The sequence below is a fragment of the Paraglaciecola sp. 20A4 genome, assembly GCF_011378905.1.
GTDB lineage: Bacteria > Pseudomonadota > Gammaproteobacteria > Enterobacterales > Alteromonadaceae > Paraglaciecola.
On sequence record NZ_WTPY01000014.1, the window covers coordinates 89,492 to 107,559 of the forward strand.

Annotated in this window: 10 protein-coding genes; all 10 read left to right on the forward strand. The window is 38.0% G+C overall.

Features of this window, described 5'->3' with window-relative positions; translation table 11 throughout:
* Positions 1–679 precede the first annotated feature (679 nt).
* The 10 genes from GQS54_RS13925 to GQS54_RS13970 all read left to right on the forward strand — a co-directional run bounded on the left by GQS54_RS13925 (position 680) and on the right by GQS54_RS13970 (position 17,570).
* Entirely contained in the window at positions 680–1,459 is a 780-nt protein-coding gene (locus GQS54_RS13925; protein WP_166424587.1) for a hypothetical protein, read from the forward strand.
* Positions 1,460–1,463: 4 nt separating this feature from the next.
* Positions 1,464–1,997, forward strand: coding sequence for a DUF1788 domain-containing protein (locus GQS54_RS13930; protein ID WP_240919946.1), 534 nt, complete (start codon positions 1,464–1,466; stop codon positions 1,995–1,997).
* Positions 1,945–5,487, forward strand: a complete 3,543-nt coding sequence (gene brxC / locus GQS54_RS13935) for a BREX system P-loop protein BrxC (protein ID WP_240919947.1) — start codon at positions 1,945–1,947, stop codon at positions 5,485–5,487. The genes GQS54_RS13930 and brxC overlap by 53 nt, the downstream gene beginning before the upstream one ends.
* 36 nt (positions 5,488–5,523) lie before the next feature.
* On the forward strand, positions 5,524–8,940 hold the full coding sequence (locus GQS54_RS13940) for an N-6 DNA methylase (protein WP_166424589.1): 3,417 nt from the start codon (positions 5,524–5,526) through the stop codon (positions 8,938–8,940).
* Positions 8,941–8,961: 21 nt separating this feature from the next.
* The gene (locus GQS54_RS13945; protein WP_166424590.1) at positions 8,962–10,188 is read left to right on the forward strand and encodes a DUF262 domain-containing protein; all 1,227 of its coding nucleotides are present in this window, start codon (positions 8,962–8,964) and stop codon (positions 10,186–10,188) included.
* Complete coding sequence (locus GQS54_RS13950; RefSeq protein WP_166424591.1) at positions 10,181–11,248, forward strand: DUF3696 domain-containing protein; 1,068 nt, start codon at positions 10,181–10,183, stop codon at positions 11,246–11,248. The genes GQS54_RS13945 and GQS54_RS13950 overlap by 8 nt, the downstream gene beginning before the upstream one ends.
* 3 nt (positions 11,249–11,251) lie before the next feature.
* Positions 11,252–12,151 carry a type II toxin-antitoxin system RelE/ParE family toxin gene (locus GQS54_RS13955; RefSeq protein ID WP_166424592.1) on the forward strand — a complete coding sequence of 300 codons (900 nt, stop codon included), beginning with the start codon at positions 11,252–11,254 and terminating at the stop codon, positions 12,149–12,151.
* Entirely contained in the window at positions 12,152–14,464 is a 2,313-nt protein-coding gene (gene pglZ, locus GQS54_RS13960) for a BREX-1 system phosphatase PglZ type B (RefSeq protein WP_166424593.1), read from the forward strand.
* 2 nt (positions 14,465–14,466) lie between these two features.
* Positions 14,467–16,518, forward strand: a complete 2,052-nt coding sequence (gene brxL / locus GQS54_RS13965; protein ID WP_166424594.1) for a BREX system Lon protease-like protein BrxL — start codon at positions 14,467–14,469, stop codon at positions 16,516–16,518.
* A 605-nt stretch (positions 16,519–17,123) separates the two neighbouring features.
* Positions 17,124–17,570: a hypothetical protein gene (locus tag GQS54_RS13970; protein ID WP_240919948.1), complete on the forward strand. Its 447-nt coding sequence runs from the start codon at positions 17,124–17,126 to the stop codon at positions 17,568–17,570.
* Positions 17,571–18,068: the final 498 nt, after the last annotated feature.

Consider the following 18,068-nt stretch of genomic DNA (forward strand, 5'->3'; position numbering starts at 1 on the left):
ATAATTATCTATACCTCCCCAAGTCCTCTTTTGATGTCTGCCTTGAGTTGCTTGATTGGACGGAAGCCTTTGGCGCAAAGCTTATCTGGGCCTTAGAAGTTTATGGTAATTTAACCAAATCTATCCTATGTATGGAAATTAGAGTCTGGTAAGAAGCAGCTGTAAATTAACTGCCTTCATTCTGGCTAATCTTCTTATTTCGCTAATTGAGTAATACACATTTTTTTGTGTGGAATTTCTTCGTTTACGTAGTGAATTTATCCTTTCAAAATATATATATGGTAGAGTTTCTGACAAAATTTTTCACCATGCTGTTGTTTCAGGCAAACGTTAATGTGATACCTGCAATTTCAACTTGATGGCCATTAAAGTCAAACACTCAGAAGGGCCAGATAAAGAAAGTAGTATGAACGAGAAAGAGGAAAATATTGTTTAATCCCTTATCCACAAATAGTTAATTACCCTAAAGCTATTGAACTTGATTATTATACAGATTAAAGGTGCTCATCTAGCTATTACAACAGCACTTGTAGATTATTTATTAGGACACTTGAATTTTGATTATACTGGATAATCAAGTTTAAAATTGGGTGAATATCAGTTGTGGCTTAGAGAAAAACAAATATTATACGGTGCATAAAAGTTAGCTATTGCACAAGGTTGCAAAGTAGGAAATTAAATGACTAGCCAAGAATCATTAATAAAGTTTGGGTTTAAGTTTGGCAAAAACGGTGCTCATTCTAGTCGCACTATGATGTTGGCTGAGATAACTGAATTATTTAAAGGTCGTGATGCTCAAAGTACACTTGAAGATTATCTAGAAGATGTCACTACTTTTAACGTACTTAGTAAGCCAACTGATAAGGCCAGAAAGCTGACATTTCGCCATATGACCGATTTATATGGTATGTCTAATGAAATACCGTTGTTCAGAGTATTTCGTCGGTTATGGGAAAGTGATGAGCAAGCAAGGCCAGTCTTAGCTTGCCAAATGGCATTAGCAAGGGATCCATTATTGCAGATCACTGTTTCCAAAATTTTAGAGTTAAATCAGGGGGAACCTTTGCCAAGAGAAGATATGGAAGCGGTTCTTGCAGCTGAAGATCCTGAGCGTTTTAGTCCAGCGTCATTAAAGTCATTTGCTCAAAATGTTAATGGTACATGGACAAATGCTGGCTATCTAACAGGAAGAAATAGGAAATACCGTAGCGCGCCAGTTATTAGGCCTATTAACGTTGCTTTTGCATTGCTACTTGGTTATTTACAAGGTTTAACTGGTAACCGTTTATTTTCTTCAGACGTTAGTAAAGTATTAGAGTCTCGGCAAGAATTACTACTTGAACTCGCTAGAACAGCAAGTCATATGGGGCTAATAAACTTTAAACATTCCAGTGACGTTGTGGAAGTAACCTTCCCTAATTATCTAACAAAGGAAGAGGAGTCATGGATAAATGAGTAATCGATTGAATAGACTAATTACAAGTTATACCAACCATATCAACATTCCTTGGGTGAAAGGTTTAGCAGATGAACAGCGAGTAATGTTTGCTGTTTACCACAAAGAAGACGAGTTGAAACTTAGAGCCAGGGTTGAAGAATTTAAAGTAGCAACAGAGAGTGCAAATCATGCTTGGTTACAGCTTGACCTAACTAACCTATTTCCAGAGTGGATGTCGAGTCAGAAGTACCGAGAAGAATATTTTGAAGACCCAGAGAGCTTAACAAGCAAATACAAAAAATTTGCAAAACAATCAGTTGCAAAATTGGCTGAAGAGCTAGATGGCAACGTTGATGAGAATACGCTTGTTACACTCATAGGTTGCAGTTCGCTTTTTGGTTTCACCTCAGTTGCAGGTTTTGTGAAAAACCTTTCAGTACACGTACCAGGAAGACTACTTGTATTGTTTCCTGGTGAGTACATCGAAAATACATACAGATTACTAGATGCCAGGGATGGTTGGGGCTATCAAGCAACAGCAATTACCGCAGATAACTAAAATAAATAATGGAGTAGAATGGAATATGTTAAATCGTGATATTTATAAGTTAGATCCTGTTAAAAATCGATTAGCTAACAACGGTGTTGCTGAAGTAAAAGACGACCTATCTGAACAAGCTCTTAGTACTTTACGTTACGAGCTCACAACATTTGTATGTGATGGGCAGTACGAAGTAGGAATTGAAAAAATCCTTAGCTCGTATCTGCGTAACTTAGGTGAAAACCATGAGCAATATGGAGTTTGGATTTCAGGATTCTTTGGTTCTGGTAAATCGCATATGGCTAAAATGCTGCGTGCACTTTGGGTGGACCAAAGTTTCCAAGATGGTTTAACAGCAAGAAGCATTGCAACCTTACCTACAGAAATAAAGGATCATTTTAAAGAACTGACTACTGAAGCTTCACGCAATGGTGGTTTACATGCGGCTTCGGGCACCTTAGGTGCTGGAGCAAACAATAACGTTCGTCTTGCTCTTTTAAATATTATTTTTAAATCAGCAGATTTACCAGAAGATTACCATTTAGCCCGTTTTGTTATGTGGCTGAAAAAAGAAGGTTATCATGAGAAAGTTAAAACGTTAGTAGAAGCCGAGGGTGATGATTGGGCTGATGAACTAGACGATTTATACATGTCACACAGTATCTCCGAAGCGTTAATTGAAGCTGACCCTACACTTGCTTCAAACATTAAAGAAATGCGACAACTGCTTAAAGCCCAATACCCTCAAGTTACTGATGTAACTAATAAGCAAATGGTAAATGCTATCGCAGAAGCGCTGAGTGTTGATGGTACATTCCCATTGACCTTAGTGGTACTAGATGAGGTCCAACAATACGCGGGCACAGATTCTAATAAAAGCCATCAAGTTCAAGAGGTTGTCGAGACCTGCTGTAAACACTCAGGTTTTGGGAATAAGTTTCTTTTTGTAGGAACAGGTCAAAATGCATTATCTGGAAATTCTAACTTACAACGTCTTATGGCACGTTTTCAAATAACCATTCAACTTTCTGATACTGATGTAGAGTCTGTTATTCGTAAGATTATCTTGCTGAAGAAAGAATCAGTTAAAGCTCAATTAGATACAGTGTTAAAAAGTCATTTAGGGGAAATCGCTCGTCAACTTAGTGGAACTAAAATCGAATATCATCATGACGATGAACAAGTGATGGTAGCTGATTACCCTGTATTACCCGTACGCCGTCGTTTTTGGGAGAAAGTATTAAGAATCGTTGATACAACGGGAACGCAATCACAACTGAGAAACCAATTAAAAATTATTCATGAAGCAGCGCAAGATACAGCAAGTTATGAATTAGGTCATGTGGTGCCGGGTGACTTTATCTACAATCAAATTGCTTCAGATCTGCAGCAAACAGGAGTTCTGTCAAAAGAAGTATCAGAAAAAATTGGTCGTTTATCCGCAGGTGATGAAGATCAAAAATTACAGTCTCGTATTTTAGCGTTGATAATGCTTATCGGAAAATTACCAACAGAACCTAATGTCGATTGTGGTGTAAGAGCAAGAGCTGACATGTTAGCCGATTTGTTAATAGAAGATTTGAATAACGGTAAAGATGATATTCGAACACGTGTACCAAAATTACTACAAAAATTAGCTGACGATGGCCAGGTTATGGCTATGCAAACAGCTTCAGGTACTGAATACCGTTTACAAACCCAAGAAAGCGGACAGTGGTATGACACCTTTCGTAATGAAGAAGCCGATTTACGTGGCAATATGCAGCGCATTGAAAACTTGCGTATTGATTTGCTTCATAAGTATATAAAACAGCAGATTGGATATGTTCGTTTAACACAAGGTGTTAGCAAGGAAGTCAGGCAAGTACTTCCGTCCTTTGACACCGAGCTACCAAAAGATGCATCAGATAAGATTTATGCATGGGTACAAGACGGTTGGAGTGTTGATGAAAAGTCTTTTCTAACTGATGCACGTAGTGCTAATCCTGATTTACCAACAATTTACATTTACATTCCGGCAAGAAATCGTTCTGAGTTGGCGAATGCAATTATTGCAGAGCATGCAGCTGACTCTACTCTTGGAAGGCGTGGTTTGCCTAGTACTGAACCAGGTAAAGATGCTCGTGCTGCGATGGAGACTCGTAAGCGTGATGCAAAAAAACAGGTCGAAACCTTACTTAATGAAATCTTTTCTGGTGTACAAGTTTTACAAGCCGGCGGTAATGAAGTTGATGGTGATTCAATCAAAGACCAAGTGGAAACTGCCGGTAAAGCATCATTAATTCGTTTATATAGAGACTTCGATATTGCAGACAATGGTAATTGGGGGAAAGTATACGAACGAGCACGTAAAGATGGTGGTCAAAATTCGCTAGAAGCAGTTGGATACAAAGGGGATGCGGAAAAACATCAAGTATGTGCACAAATTATGCGCTTTATAGGTGTTTCGAAAAAAGGTAGTGAAATTCGTGACGAATATAAGAAAGCACCATATGGCTGGCCACAAGACGCTGTTGATGGTGCATTGTATGCCTTAATGGCCGCAGGTGTTCTAATTGCAAAAGATGCAAGTGCTAATACCATTGACGTTAAGAGGTTAGAACGTTCAAAATTAACACAAACTTCTTTCTATCCTGAAAATGTAACTATACGCCCTGTCGATTTAATTAAAATACGTGGCGTAATTGGAAGCTGTGGCGTGTCTTGCCAACCAGGTGAAGAAGTTGCAAAACTGCCATTATTGATCAGTACAGCAAGAGATTTGGCACTAAGAGCTGGGGGTAATGCACCATTCCCTGCCACTCCAGACAGTTCACTCTTTAGTGATTTAGCTAAGCAGTCAGGTAATTCCCAACTTAAACTTGTTTTGGATAACCAAGATAAAATTAAACGTACTGTAATTGAGTGGAAAGAGCTTGCTTTAAAAATCCAGTCACGACAACCATGCTGGGCAAGGCTACAAAAACTTGAGCGATTATGCCATGGGTTATCATTTCATGACGAACTGAACATTGAAGTTCAAGCTATCACTAGTAATAGAAGCATACTAGATGAACCTAATCCTACAACGAGTCTAATTAATGCTGCTGTTAACAAATTACGAAGTGCAATTAATCATCACGTTGATGGCTTTAAACAAGCACACCAGAGTTATTCATCACAACTAGAGATTGATAGCCATTGGAAACAGCTTTCAGTTGAACAAAAACATAATATTTTGTCCAAGCGAGGGCTGGACTATCTTCCTCAAATCAATTTGGCAGATGCTGATGCGGTTATTGAAAACCTTGAAAATGTATCATTGAACCAGTGGACAGACCGAACGGAATCCTTAGAGGCTAAATTTGATAATGCACGTATGGAAGCGGTACAGCTGTTACAGCCTAAAGTGCAGCGTGTGTATTTACCTAAAGCCACTTTTGAAACCGAAGCAGATGTGAAATTTTGGTTAGATAAAGTTGAAACCGTAATTATAGCAAAACTGGCTGATGGTCCTGTAACGCTTTAATGGCAATGTAATAGCTAAGGTATTTTAGGTAGTAATATGAGACAAACATTAGATAAGTCACTACGTAATCAACTGGAACGTGCTGTTGTTAAAGCGCGTGATATTGCTGAAACTGCAGCAGAACAAGTTTTAAAACGTCTTAATGTAGCTGATAGACAAGCTTCAAGTTACCTTAACGATGAACAGCGAAAATTAAGAAATCGCCTACGTGCCCATGCTCGTCAATTAGGCGATGAACTGATTGATGGACAACAAGGCACTAAACATCTAGTGGTAGAAGTGGCTTATGAGCATTGGCATCGAATGTTGTTTTCTCGATTTTTAGAGCAAAATAGCCTGCTAATGTACGACGAATACACTGCTTTAACATTAGAAGACTGTAATGAGTTAGCATTGGATCCAGATGCAGGATTTGGCGCGAAAGATGGTTGGGAATTAGCAGGTATAGTCGCTTCAAAAATGTTGCCACAAATATTTCGTATTGAATCTCCCGTATTTGAACTTAAGTTCTCGCCAGAGCACCAACGCGAATTAGAAAATATTATTTCTAATCTAGATTTAAAAACCTTTCAAGCACAAGATAGTTTGGGTTGGGTATATCAGTTCTGGCAAAACAAAAGAAAAGATGAAGTAAATAAATCAGAAGTGAAAATTGGCGCTGATGAACTATCACCTGTTACCCAGTTATTTACTGAACCTTACATGGTGTCTTTTCTGCTAGATAATGCACTAGGAGCTTGGTGGGCAGATAAAAGACTAAAAGAAGAAGACTTCAAAACAGCTGTGTCGGAGCAAGAGCTTCGTGATAAAGCCGCTATTCCAGGAGTGCCGCTTGAATACTTGCGTTTTGTAAAACAACATGAAGGTACAGAACAAGAATCTTGGACACCTGCTGCAGGCACATTTGATATCTGGCCTGAACATTTAAGTGAACTGAAAACGCTAGACCCATGTTGTGGCTCAGGCCACTTTTTAGTATCCGCATTCTTAATGATCGTGCCCATTCGTATGGAGATGGAAGATCTAACAGTTAATGAAGCAATAGACAAAGTAATAGCTGAAAATATACATGGTTTAGAGTTAGATCAGCGCTGTGTAGAAATCGCGGTCTTTGCACTAGCGCTTGAGGCTTGGCGATACGAAGGAACTGGAGGTTATCGAACACTCCCAGAGTATAATATTGCCTGTTCAGGTTTATCTCTTGAAGAAGCACAGAAGGAATGGACGCAACTAGCGAAAGGCAATGAAGAAGTAACAAAAGCTGTTTCATGGATGAAGAATTATTTTAAAGATGCGCCGATTCTAGGTAGTTTGATTGATCCAAGTAAAGCTAACTCTCAATTACAAAAACCATGGCAAATAATTCAGCAGGCAATGCTAAATGAGAATGAAATAAGTGATGAGTCTAGAGTTGCAGTACAAGGATTAGTCAAAGCTGCTGATATGCTTTCAGAAAAGTTTGACTGGATAATTACTAATGTTCCATACAAAAAAGCAGCAGATTTGTGTGACAAACTACAAAGTTTTTTAGATTCAAATTATCCAGCAGGCTGTGTTGCTTTAGAAACTGCATTTGTTGAAAGGTGTCAAGAACTTACATCAGACAATGGTGTGAATTCAATTGTGTTACCACAAAATTGGATGTTTTTGACTACGTATAAGAAGTTTAGAAAAAAAGTATTATCTGAAGTGTCTATTTCAAATATTGTTCGGCTTGGGGCTGGGGCATTTGAAACTATTTCAGGAGAAGTTGTAAAAGCTATGCTTTTTACAACTTGTAATCAACATAACGAGGAGAATTCATTTTTTTCTTTAGATGTAGCTTCAAAGAAATTTGCACACGACAAAGCGAAGGCTATTAAAGAAAAGCTATCAAAGAACTTCATTCAAAAAAGTATGTTAAGCAATCCAGACTTTAGAATCGTGATTGAAGAACAAGGGAAAGGAGAACTTTTTAGTTTATCTGCTGGTTCCTATGTTGGTCTACAAAATGGAGATACTGATAGATTTATTCAAAGAGTATGGGAACATCCAAAATTAAATGATAAATGGTCTTACTTTCAGATGCCAACTACCGAAGCCAACTTTTATGATGGCAGGAGTGGGATTTTATACTGGGAAAAAGGTGAAGGTGCATTAGTTGAGTCGCCACAAGCATATGTTAAAGGTCGAGAAGCGTGGTCAAAGAATGGGATTGCAGTGCGACTAACCAAACCCTGTCCCGCTTCTCTTTACTCAGGTAATTTATATGATCAAAGTAGTGCTGTGATTACACCTAGAAACCAAGATGAATTACCTGCCACATATGCTTATGTTTCATCAAAAGAGTTCAAAGAAGAGCTCGAAAAAATAGACCAAAAAAGAAATGTTACTAATGCAACATTTGTAAAAATCCCTTTCGATAAGCAACGCTGGCGTGAAGTGGCTGATAAACGTTTTCCAAAAGGTCTTCCTAAACCCTACTCTAATAAGCCGACACAGTGGATATTCCACGGTCACCCCTGTGGCGCTGTACTTTGGGATGAAAATACAAAATGGACAGTTAAGGGCGACCTAAGAATTGACGATACTGTTTTACAAATCGCAGTAGCTCGTTTATTAGGTTACCAATGGCCTGCTGAGTTGGATGAAAAAATGGAGCTTGCAGAAGAGCAACGCTATTGGGTGAACGAATGCCAGAAGCTCAATTCTTTTGTTGATGACGATGGCATTGTGTGTCTGCCAGTTGTGCGTAGTGAGGATACTGCAGCTAAAAGATTAGATGATATTTTACAAGCCGCATATGGTGAAAATTGGACCCCCCTATTACGTGACAAGTTGTTAACAGAAGTAAAAGCGAAAAGTCTAAATGGTTGGTTACATGATAAGTTTTTCGAGCAACATTGTAAGTTATTCCAAAATAGGCCTTTTATCTGGCATGTCTGGGATGGCTTAAAAGATGGTTTCAGTGCGTTAGTTAATTACCATACGTTGGATAAGTCAAGATTAGAACGGTTAACATATACATACTTAACGTCTGGATGGATTAAAGAACAAGAACAAGGTGTTGCTAAAGGTATTGATGGGGCGGATGTAAGGCTTGCAGCAGCAGTATCTTTAAAAGAACGTTTAGAGAAAATCATTGAAGGTGAAGCCCCATATGATATTTTTGTTCGTTGGAAACCTCTATCCAAGCAACCTATTGGGTGGAATCCAGACCTTAATGATGGTGTGCGCATAAATATACGGCCATTTGTGTTGGTCGGCGATGTAGATAGAAAAGATGCAGGAATATTAAGAGCACCAGTAACGAAACGAGATAAGAATAAGCAGTTAGGTTTCTGGAAAAAAGATCGTGGTTCTGATCTCGAGTTTGCTCCCTGGTATGGCCTAGGTCTTCAATATGATGGTAAGGAAAGTGATCGGATTAACGATCACCATTTAACATTGACAGAAAAGTCATCAGCTACATAAGTCTTGACCACAGAGATAATAATGAATAAAGAATATAAAGAAGAACTTTCTGAAGATGGAACTAAAACTGGTATAGAAGCTGATATAGAAGAAGAGAGTATCTTAGAACCATTTGATCCTGATTCTATTTCTATTGAGCAAAAAGTGGTGGCTATGGATGCTTTAATTCGTAGATTAAAACAAAACTCCATTCATTTAAGCCCTGATTTTCAACGTAAAGAAGTTTGGGATTTAACCAGGCGGAGTAGATTAATTGAGTCATTAATATTAAAAATACCACTACCAATGTTTTATGTTGCAGCTAATGAAGAAGGGCAGTGGGAAGTTGTTGATGGTTTGCAACGGTTATCTACTATTAGAGATTTTCTTATTGGCAATCAAAAGGGTGAACCTCTTAAATTAAGAAATTTAGAATTTTTAGATGAAAAGTTTAAAGGTAAAACCTATTCAGATATCGAAAGTGATCCCAGCCAATTTAGATTGATTAATACAATAATGGAAACGGAAATGCGTTTTACGGTAATAAACCCTGGAACGTCTGAAGAAGTTAAAAGAAACATATTCAAAAGAATTAATACAGGCGGATTACCTTTAACTGCACAGGAAATTAGGCACGCATTGTACCAAGGTCAGTCATCTAATTTATTAGCGGATTTAGTTTCATCCGAAGCATTTGAAGGTGCGATTAATAGCAACATCAATGATACAAGAATGGGGGTTCGTGAACTTGTATTACGCTTTTTAGCCTTTCTCATATTTTCACGTAAATCATATAAAGCTAGCATGGATGGATTTTTAAGTAATGCAATGAGAGTTATTAATTGCATGCCTGAGCTGGAAGAAAATCGCTTAAATAAAATTTATGGTAAAGAAGATATACCCGATTTTAAATACAAAACAGTCAAAGACTTGAAAATGAAATTTGAATTAGCAATGGTGCGAGCAGAAGCCCTTTTTGGTAAACATGCTTTCAGGAAATCATTACCTGATAACAAGAAGAAAGCGCCTGTTAATAAAGCTTTATTCGAAACATGGTCAAATATTCTGTGTGAATTATCGGCTGATGAATTTAACGTACTTATGAGTAAGTCGACTCAATTATTAAGTGCTTATAAAGTTTTATTTAATTCAATGGAGTTCAACAATTCTATTAGCCGACATGCATCTCAAGCGAAAGGGATAAGCCATCGTCATCTATGTCTGTCAGCATTAGTGCACAATACAATATCAGGGAGTGAAAATGATTAACTATGTTGACCTAAAAGCCTTCAAGTCTTTTCCAAATAAAAGAATAGATTTTAGAAAACTAACATTATTTTCTGGAATAAATAATAGCGGTAAAAGCTCTATTATTCAGGCCATGAGGATGTTTTATCAGGCGGCGGATGGTGAATCACCTTTATTGCAAGGACATGGCACAGTAAATGAAATGCGTTCAAAGTTTTCATCGCCTACTGAAGTAATTCAAATTGAATTTGGTTTCACCGATGGATGTCACTCAATTTTAAAAATTGATGGTTCGATAGTAGAGAAACCTTCAAGAGTTCCTGTGCATAGTTACATTGGTGCAGATAGACTTGGACCAAAAACTTCTCTGCCTCTTCTAAGAGCATTGGTGGACTATCCAAGAGTGGGTGATCAAGGTGAGTTTGTCCTCGATTATTTACAGCATTTAGGCGATTGTATTTTGCCTGATGCTTTAGTTCACGAAAAAGCACAAGGCAAAACATTGGAATATGTTTTAGCCGGGTGGTTGAATGAAATATCTCCAGGCGTAGAGTTTTCATTCAAACTAAATAATAAAGCTGATATAGCTCATGCTGAAATTGATAGCTATAGACCTACAAATGTTGGCTTCGGATTAAGTTATACATTACCTGTGATTACCGCGATTTTGGGTATGGCAGTGGGTTCTCCTTTAGGTGGATGGACTCAAAGTTGGGGGGCGAGGTGGGAAGAATTAAAAACAACAAACGGTGCTGTAGTTATTATTGAAAACCCTGAAGCTCACTTACATCCACAAGGGCAAACTGCTATGGGAAGACTAATTGCGCTTGCTGCAGGATGTGGGGTGCAAATGGTTGTTGAAACACATAGCGATCACCTGATGGATGGTATACGAATAGCTGTAAAAGAAATGAAGATAGATGCTGAAGATGTTGCTTTTCACTATTTAACCAAAAACTCTAAAGGTATTAGTGAGGTGGCAACGCCAAAATTGGACCAAAATGGCAAGTTAGAGTTTTGGCCAGATGGTTTTTTTGATCAAACACTTAAGAATAGAGCTCAACTAGCAAGGAAAAGCTAAACAATGGAACATGTTATTTGTTTGAACTCAAACAGCTTTCCTGCAGAAAACAAAAAAATTGCTATGGAACTATTTGAAGATGCTCTGCAGGGAGTTTTGGCATTAAATAATGGTGTGGATAGGTATGCTCTATTCCATGACGACCAAGATGGTGGTGATTTGAATTCATTTCAATTAGCAGATGATTTTTCATTTCAAGAATTTAAAAATGAATTGAAAAATAATAATGACATGGACCTACTTTTATTTTTAGAAGAAATCGATGATAAAAGCCCTGCTTTAGATTTTATAACAGAAGATGTTTTTGACGATATCGCAACATTTAGTTTTTATATGCCAAACCAAGCGATACCGCTGTACCCAGACGTTCTGGGATTATCTTGGTTTTTGCAAGCGGTCTTATTGAGTATACCAACACAAGCACATTGGGACACTGAACGGGTATTTATTGCTCGTACTGAAGATGGTCGTTATGTAGATGAGCGGTTAACTTTAAAAAATATTGCAAGATTAGACCACGGTCAACAACTGTTTGATGATTTCAATGCTGTTGATATTCAGGCGATATGCCAAAATTGCCACGTAACTTCTGACTTTATTGATTGGTATGAAGACTTAAAACCTGAGAATCAACTTAGAGTATCAGACAAGCTTAAACTTGCAGTTACTAGAGAATTTAATGGTGGTGAGCCATTATTTAAAACTTTAAATGATGCTGAGGGATTAAGAGAAATCCGATTTTCAGCATATGCTGGAGGTGCGATAAGACTTCTTTTCAAATCATTAGCAGGGGGACAGCAAGCTATACTTTTAGGATTCCTAAAGAAATCCAATAGGGAGGGCTATAGTAGCAATATTGATGCTGCAAATGATTTATATGGTGAGATTGAACAGGTACATTAAATGAAATTAATAGATATATTAAGCCAACAAATCAGAAGCTCTGCTCAATATAATACCAGTATGCAGGATAAGCCAATTGCGATTTTGTGGACTGATAAACTAAAGCAATGGCAACCGGCGATGTCACTATTGCAAGCTGAAATGCCTGAAATAGTTGTGTTAGGTGAGTATGAACCTAGTTTGAAACAAGGCCCTGCTATTTGGCTCAAATGTTTAGTAGCACAAACTTTACCTGATTTGGTCCTACCAGCAGGTAAAACGCCAATTATCTATTTACCTGGTCTGGAACGAAAAGACCTTAGAGCTATAGCTGAATGCCCAATATTTTTACAACCGCTTGCCGAATTACAATATCGTGGTTGTTGGTGGGCATATAATAGTGCAGGCCGAGATTGGACTGTAAACTCTTTCTTATTATCAAAAGACAGAGGTGCAGGTCTTGATGTGGCACAGGATGAAAAATCACAAGTTGCTATGCTTAGAGTCTTGGCAGAAGTACTCGAGTCTGAGCAGAGTGATCTGTCTAACCGACGACTTGAAGCCTCAGATTTTAACAAGTTAGTGTCTAACGATCCAATACGTGACCTGTTGAGTTGGATGAATGATGCTGAGTATTGTTCACAGAACTGGCATCACGCTCAATGGCAAGCATTTTCAGGTATCTGTGAAACAGAATATCACTTTAGTCCTAAGAAAGATGGTGTGTTAACTGCAGCCGAAATGTTATGTCAACGGCAAGGAATTTGGAATAACGTTTGGGAACGTTTTGAAGAGTCTTTCAATCGTTATCCTAAGCTACCTAGCGTATTGCTACTTATTGAAGGTGATTTAGCTGCAGATGGTTCCAGCTATCCTATTTTGAATCTGCATGAAGAAGAATACTTATTTAAAGAATTAGCAGCTTTACTAGTTAAAAGCTCAAGTGCAGTAAGAACCGCTATTACTGAACTTGATAAACGACATAAAGCAAGAAGAAACTGGATTTGGAACAAGCTGGGTTTATCACCGCTTGCTAATGTATTAGCAGATCTTGCAGTTGTGGCAAACCTTACACATGTTTCTTTTTCAGGAGCTACAGCCGAAGAAATGGCTGAACACTATAAGGCTGAATATTGGCTGGCAGATGAACATGCATTAAGAGTTTTAGAACCAGTATTAGAGCCAAAACAAGCTAAGGTAATACAGAGCCTACTTGCGATTATTTATAATCCTTGGCTCCAGGAAGTCGCGCAAAACTTTCAAAGTTTGGTTAGAGAGGGGAAATACCCAGGAGATAACAAAGTAAATGAAGCAACAGCTCAATATCAAGTAGGGGGAGAAGTTGTGTTCTTTGTCGATGGTTTACGATTCGATATTGCTCATAGGTTAGTAGCCAAGCTTGATTCTTATAGCGAAGTCTCATTGAATCATAACTGGGCAGCTTTACCTTCCGTCACTGCAACAGCAAAAGCTGCTGTTACGCCGGTGCATGATAGGCTTACAGGAAGGCCAACAGATAGAGACTTTAAGCCTAGTTTGAAAGACAATGACACGTCATTTTCAAGCTATTATTTGAAAAAATTTCTAGCAGAAAAAAAGTGGCAGTATTTAGCTGAAGGTGAAACAGGAAATCCTTCTGGGAATGCATGGGTTCAATCAGGTGATATTGATAAAGAAGGTCACATTAAGGGCATTAAATTAGCTGCTAGAATTGATATCTTACTAGAAGAAATAGAATCAAGAGTTAAAGAGCTTCTTTCATATGGATGGCGAAAAATCCGTATTGTGACTGATCATGGATGGCTACTAACCCCACAATCAATGCCAAAAGTCGATATTCCTAAACACCTAACCGAAACTCGTTGGGGAAGATGTGCTGTTTTAAAGGATTCTATTAAAAGTGAATATCTACAAGTGAATTGGTATTGGAATCCAGAAGTAAGTATTGCTATGGCTCCTGGTATTAGCGGATTTATAGACGGTAAATACTATGATCACGGTGGCTTAAGTTTACAGGAGTGTTTAACGCCAATTATTGAAGTTGTAAATACTGCTGCCGATATGTCGTCAGGTGTGAAAGCTTCAATTTCCAGTGTTCGATGGTTAGGATTGACGTGTAAAGTGGAAGTTGAAACCGATGGTGAAGTCTATGTCTGCCTTCGTACAAGTCCAGCTGATCTATCCAGTGAAATATCTAAGCAAAAATTAGTTAAGAATGGCAAGTGCACTTTAATGGTTGAAGATGACTATGAAGGAACCGGAGCTGTTTTAGTTTTGGTTGATGGAAATGGTGAATTACTCGCGAAAAAACCAATGATTGTAGGAGACGAGTAATAATGAATTTGGACGCATTAGACCAAAAAGCAGCTGAGAATTTTGAAGGTTACATCGTTAGAAAAGATTTAGTAAGGACCTTCGCTAGACAGTTCCCTGTTCCTACCTATGTGGTTGAATTTATGCTCGGCCGATACTGTGCAAGTACAGATCCAGAAGAAATTGAGGAAGGTATTGAAATAGTTCAGCGTCAACTGTCATCAAGAACAGTTAGAGCTGGTGAAGAAGAGTTATTTAAAGCAAAAGCCTATAAAAATGGTTCTGTAAAATTAATTGATATTGTCAGTGCTCGTTTTAGCGATAAAGATAACGGATATATAGCATCTTTACCTAGCTTAAATCTAAACAAAGTTCGTATTGCTGATCAATTAGTTGATAGCAACGAAAGATTGCTAACGGGTGGTTTTTACGCGGAAGTTACACTTGAATATGATGCGATGATTGCCGAAGAAAGAGGCATGGCTTTTGGTATACGTGATGTTCGTCCTATTCAGTTGTCAAAACGTAACGTACTAGATGTTCTCAATAAAGCTAGGAGTTCATTCACATCTGAAGAATGGAAAAACTTTTTATTACGCTCTATTGGATTAGAGTCAGAGAATCTAGACGAAAAAGCAAAAGACGCTATATTGGTGAGAATGATTCCATTCGTTGAACGTAACTACAACATGGTTGAGTTAGGCCCTCGTGGTACAGGTAAAAGTCACCTATTCCAACAAATTTCTCCATATGCACACCTGATTTCTGGTGGTAAAGCGACTATAGCTAAGATGTTTGTAAATAACGCCACAGGTAAAAAAGGTTTGGTTTGCCAATATGATGTTGTTTGTTTTGACGAGATAGGGGGGATCTCGTTTGATTCAAAGGAAGGGATCAACATTATGAAAGGTTATATGGAGTCTGGTGAATTTAGTCGTGGCAAAGAAAGTATTCGTGCTGATGGCTCAATGGTATTTGTTGGTAATTTTGATGTGGATGTAGAGCATCAACAACGAGTAGGACATTTATTTGGACCTTTACCACAGGAAATGAGGGACGATACGGCTTGGATGGATAGAATTCATTGCTACCTTCCTGGATGGGATGTACCGAAAATGAGTAATGACTTAACAACTGACCATTTTGGCTTGGTTAGTGATTTCTTTTCTGAGTGCTTAAGTCATCTTCGCTTTCAGAGCCGTGTATCAGTGATGCAAAATCGGGTTTATTTAGGAGGCGCCTTAAGTGGGAGGGATACAAATGCGGTAAACAAGACTGTTTCTGGTTTACTTAAGTTGATGTATCCAAGTCAGGATATGGATGTCAGTGATGAAGATTTAGAATGGGCAACACGATTAGCTTTAGAAGCTCGCCGTCGGGTCAAAGAACAACAAAAACGAATCGGTGCGGCGGAATATCGGAATACTCACTTTAGTTATTTCATGGGTGAAGATGGCATAGAAAAATTTGTAGCAACACCGGAGTTACGATCTGATAGTGAGATTGGTGATGATCCGCTTGAACCAGGTCAAATATGGAGTATTAGTGAAGGTGGGGCCGACATTGATGACAATGCTGGCCTATATCGAATTGAAATAAACGAAGGGCCTGGACATGGTGTGAAAATTTTGAATAACCCAATACCTAAGGCATTTAAAGAGTCAATGCGCTATGCAGAACAGAATTTGTATGCTCGAAGTGTAGAGTTGATTGGTAATGACCGTGATCCACGTTCTCACGAATTTACAGTACAGTTAAGGGCGTTTGATGCAGCTAAGAAGGGAGCTAAATTAGGTGTGGCCGCATTGGTATCTATGTGTAGCAGTATGCTGAAAAAGTCCGTTAAAGGTGGCCTGATTGTTGTTGGCGAAATCAATCTTGGCGGTTCAATAGAGCCCATTCACAATGCCATTAACATTGCAGAACTCTCCGTAGAAAAAGGTGCATGTTCTCTATTAATGCCAGTAACAGCTCGGCGACAATTGTATGATCTATCTGACGATATGGCGACTAAGATAGATATTCAGTTTTACAAGGATGCTAAAGACGCATTACTTAAAGCAATTGTCGAGTAAAAGAGCTTTAGATGGCCATTTATGACAAATAAATACAGTCGCTGATTCATGGTTTAATATCTATCAGCGGTTCGATGTTTAACGATGAAATGCATTAAACCTCATTGTAACAACAAACATTTGATGATGATAATTAGCTATGTTGTATTCACTGACTAATTCACTGCAGGTGTATCTTTGGATAGTTTTGGCAAGATCTCAGGGAGAATCAGTCAGGTATATTATAAACAATTACGTGATTCGAATATTAAGAAATATCGAAGAAATAAAGTAATTCAGATTATGTTTTAGATAAACTATTAGTGTTTAGATAATAAGTTACTAGATATCATAACCATAAAGATATTCTATATTTTTGGCTATTCCCTTTGTTAATATTTTCAAATATTACAGGAAATACTGTAAGTCTTAAGTATGTTTAAATTGGACTAATTACTAGAAAAGTCAGAAGCTTTACATAGCGAGTTTATCAAGGTGTTTGACTATGGGCCTTGTGATAAAAGCATACGAATAGTTTCAAGTTGGTTGATGTGTTCTGTTCTGTAGCACTTGAGCACAGTGTTAGCGTGCGCCAATTAATGCTGTGTGGGAATTACACGTCTGCAATGTGTATCATACTTTCCCAGTTTGAAGCCCTGACAAGAGCCATGTGGCTCTTTTATGCTACAAGTGATGACAAGCTAGATAGTAGAGTTAATATTACTCAAAAGCTGACTAGTAGTGCTGATCAAAAGCCTAATAACGCGGACATGATAAAGACTTTGGAAGGCAAGGCCCCAGAAGATGCTGTAAAAATGCTTAAAGACTTTAGAGACGTTCAATGGAAAGCTTTGAATTCATATGTTCATGCCGGTGCACATGTAATGCTAAGACACGGGGAAGGGTATCCAGTTGAGTTATTGGAACGGATAATAAAGTCTTCAAACGGACTGTTAAGCGTGACTGCGATGATGGCAGCGATACTTACTAGAAATAAGATTATCACGAAAGACACTGCTGCAATTCAGAAGCGCCATGTTGACTGCTTACCTGAATTGTTACCTAATAATTAATGACTGTAATCACTACTTCCTGACGGAATTGCTTTAAGAAAGGAATGATTAAAGGATAGTCAACAAAACCAATTTTAATTGACCAATATTATTATATTGCGATATTTCAATTCGCCTACTATTGTTTTAAAAACAAACTGTTAACACAAGATTGATTATTTATAAGGAAATAATTATGAAATTGATTTTACTCTTATTAGTAATTTTATTTTTAGTTCAAAGCTGTTCCTCAATTGAAGAAGGTGAGGTCGACTATGTCCGAACTATCGCCAATAAAAGCACCTTTGCAAAGAATAATGCTCAATGTAGTCCAGAGTTATATGAACAGTCTGAATATACGCGAGCAGGTGTTACACGATCTTGTTATGAAACCTTGTATCGTAAGTATACTCAAGTCCCGCAAATAGACATTGACGAAAATTGTTCTGGTCAACTCCAACCGGACACTCTCTTTTGAGATATTTCATATTTAATCGGTGACATATTGCCATTTGCTGT

Bases quoted from the DNA above. Each gene is read 5' to 3' on its own strand.
- GQS54_RS13925 (WP_166424587.1), top strand. From the start codon at position 680: ATGACTAGCCAAGAATCATTAATAAAGTTTGGGTTTAAGTTTGGCAAA.
- pglZ (WP_166424593.1), top strand. From the start codon at position 12,152: ATGAAATTAATAGATATATTAAGCCAACAAATCAGAAGCTCTGCTCAA.
- GQS54_RS13945 (WP_166424590.1), top strand. From the start codon at position 8,962: ATGAATAAAGAATATAAAGAAGAACTTTCTGAAGATGGAACTAAAACT.
- brxC (WP_240919947.1), top strand. From the start codon at position 1,945: ATGCCAGGGATGGTTGGGGCTATCAAGCAACAGCAATTACCGCAGATA.
- GQS54_RS13950 (WP_166424591.1), top strand. From the start codon at position 10,181: ATGATTAACTATGTTGACCTAAAAGCCTTCAAGTCTTTTCCAAATAAA.
- GQS54_RS13955 (WP_166424592.1), top strand. From the start codon at position 11,252: ATGGAACATGTTATTTGTTTGAACTCAAACAGCTTTCCTGCAGAAAAC.
- GQS54_RS13970 (WP_240919948.1), top strand. From the start codon at position 17,124: ATGTGTATCATACTTTCCCAGTTTGAAGCCCTGACAAGAGCCATGTGG.
- brxL (WP_166424594.1), top strand. From the start codon at position 14,467: ATGAATTTGGACGCATTAGACCAAAAAGCAGCTGAGAATTTTGAAGGT.
- GQS54_RS13940 (WP_166424589.1), top strand. From the start codon at position 5,524: ATGAGACAAACATTAGATAAGTCACTACGTAATCAACTGGAACGTGCT.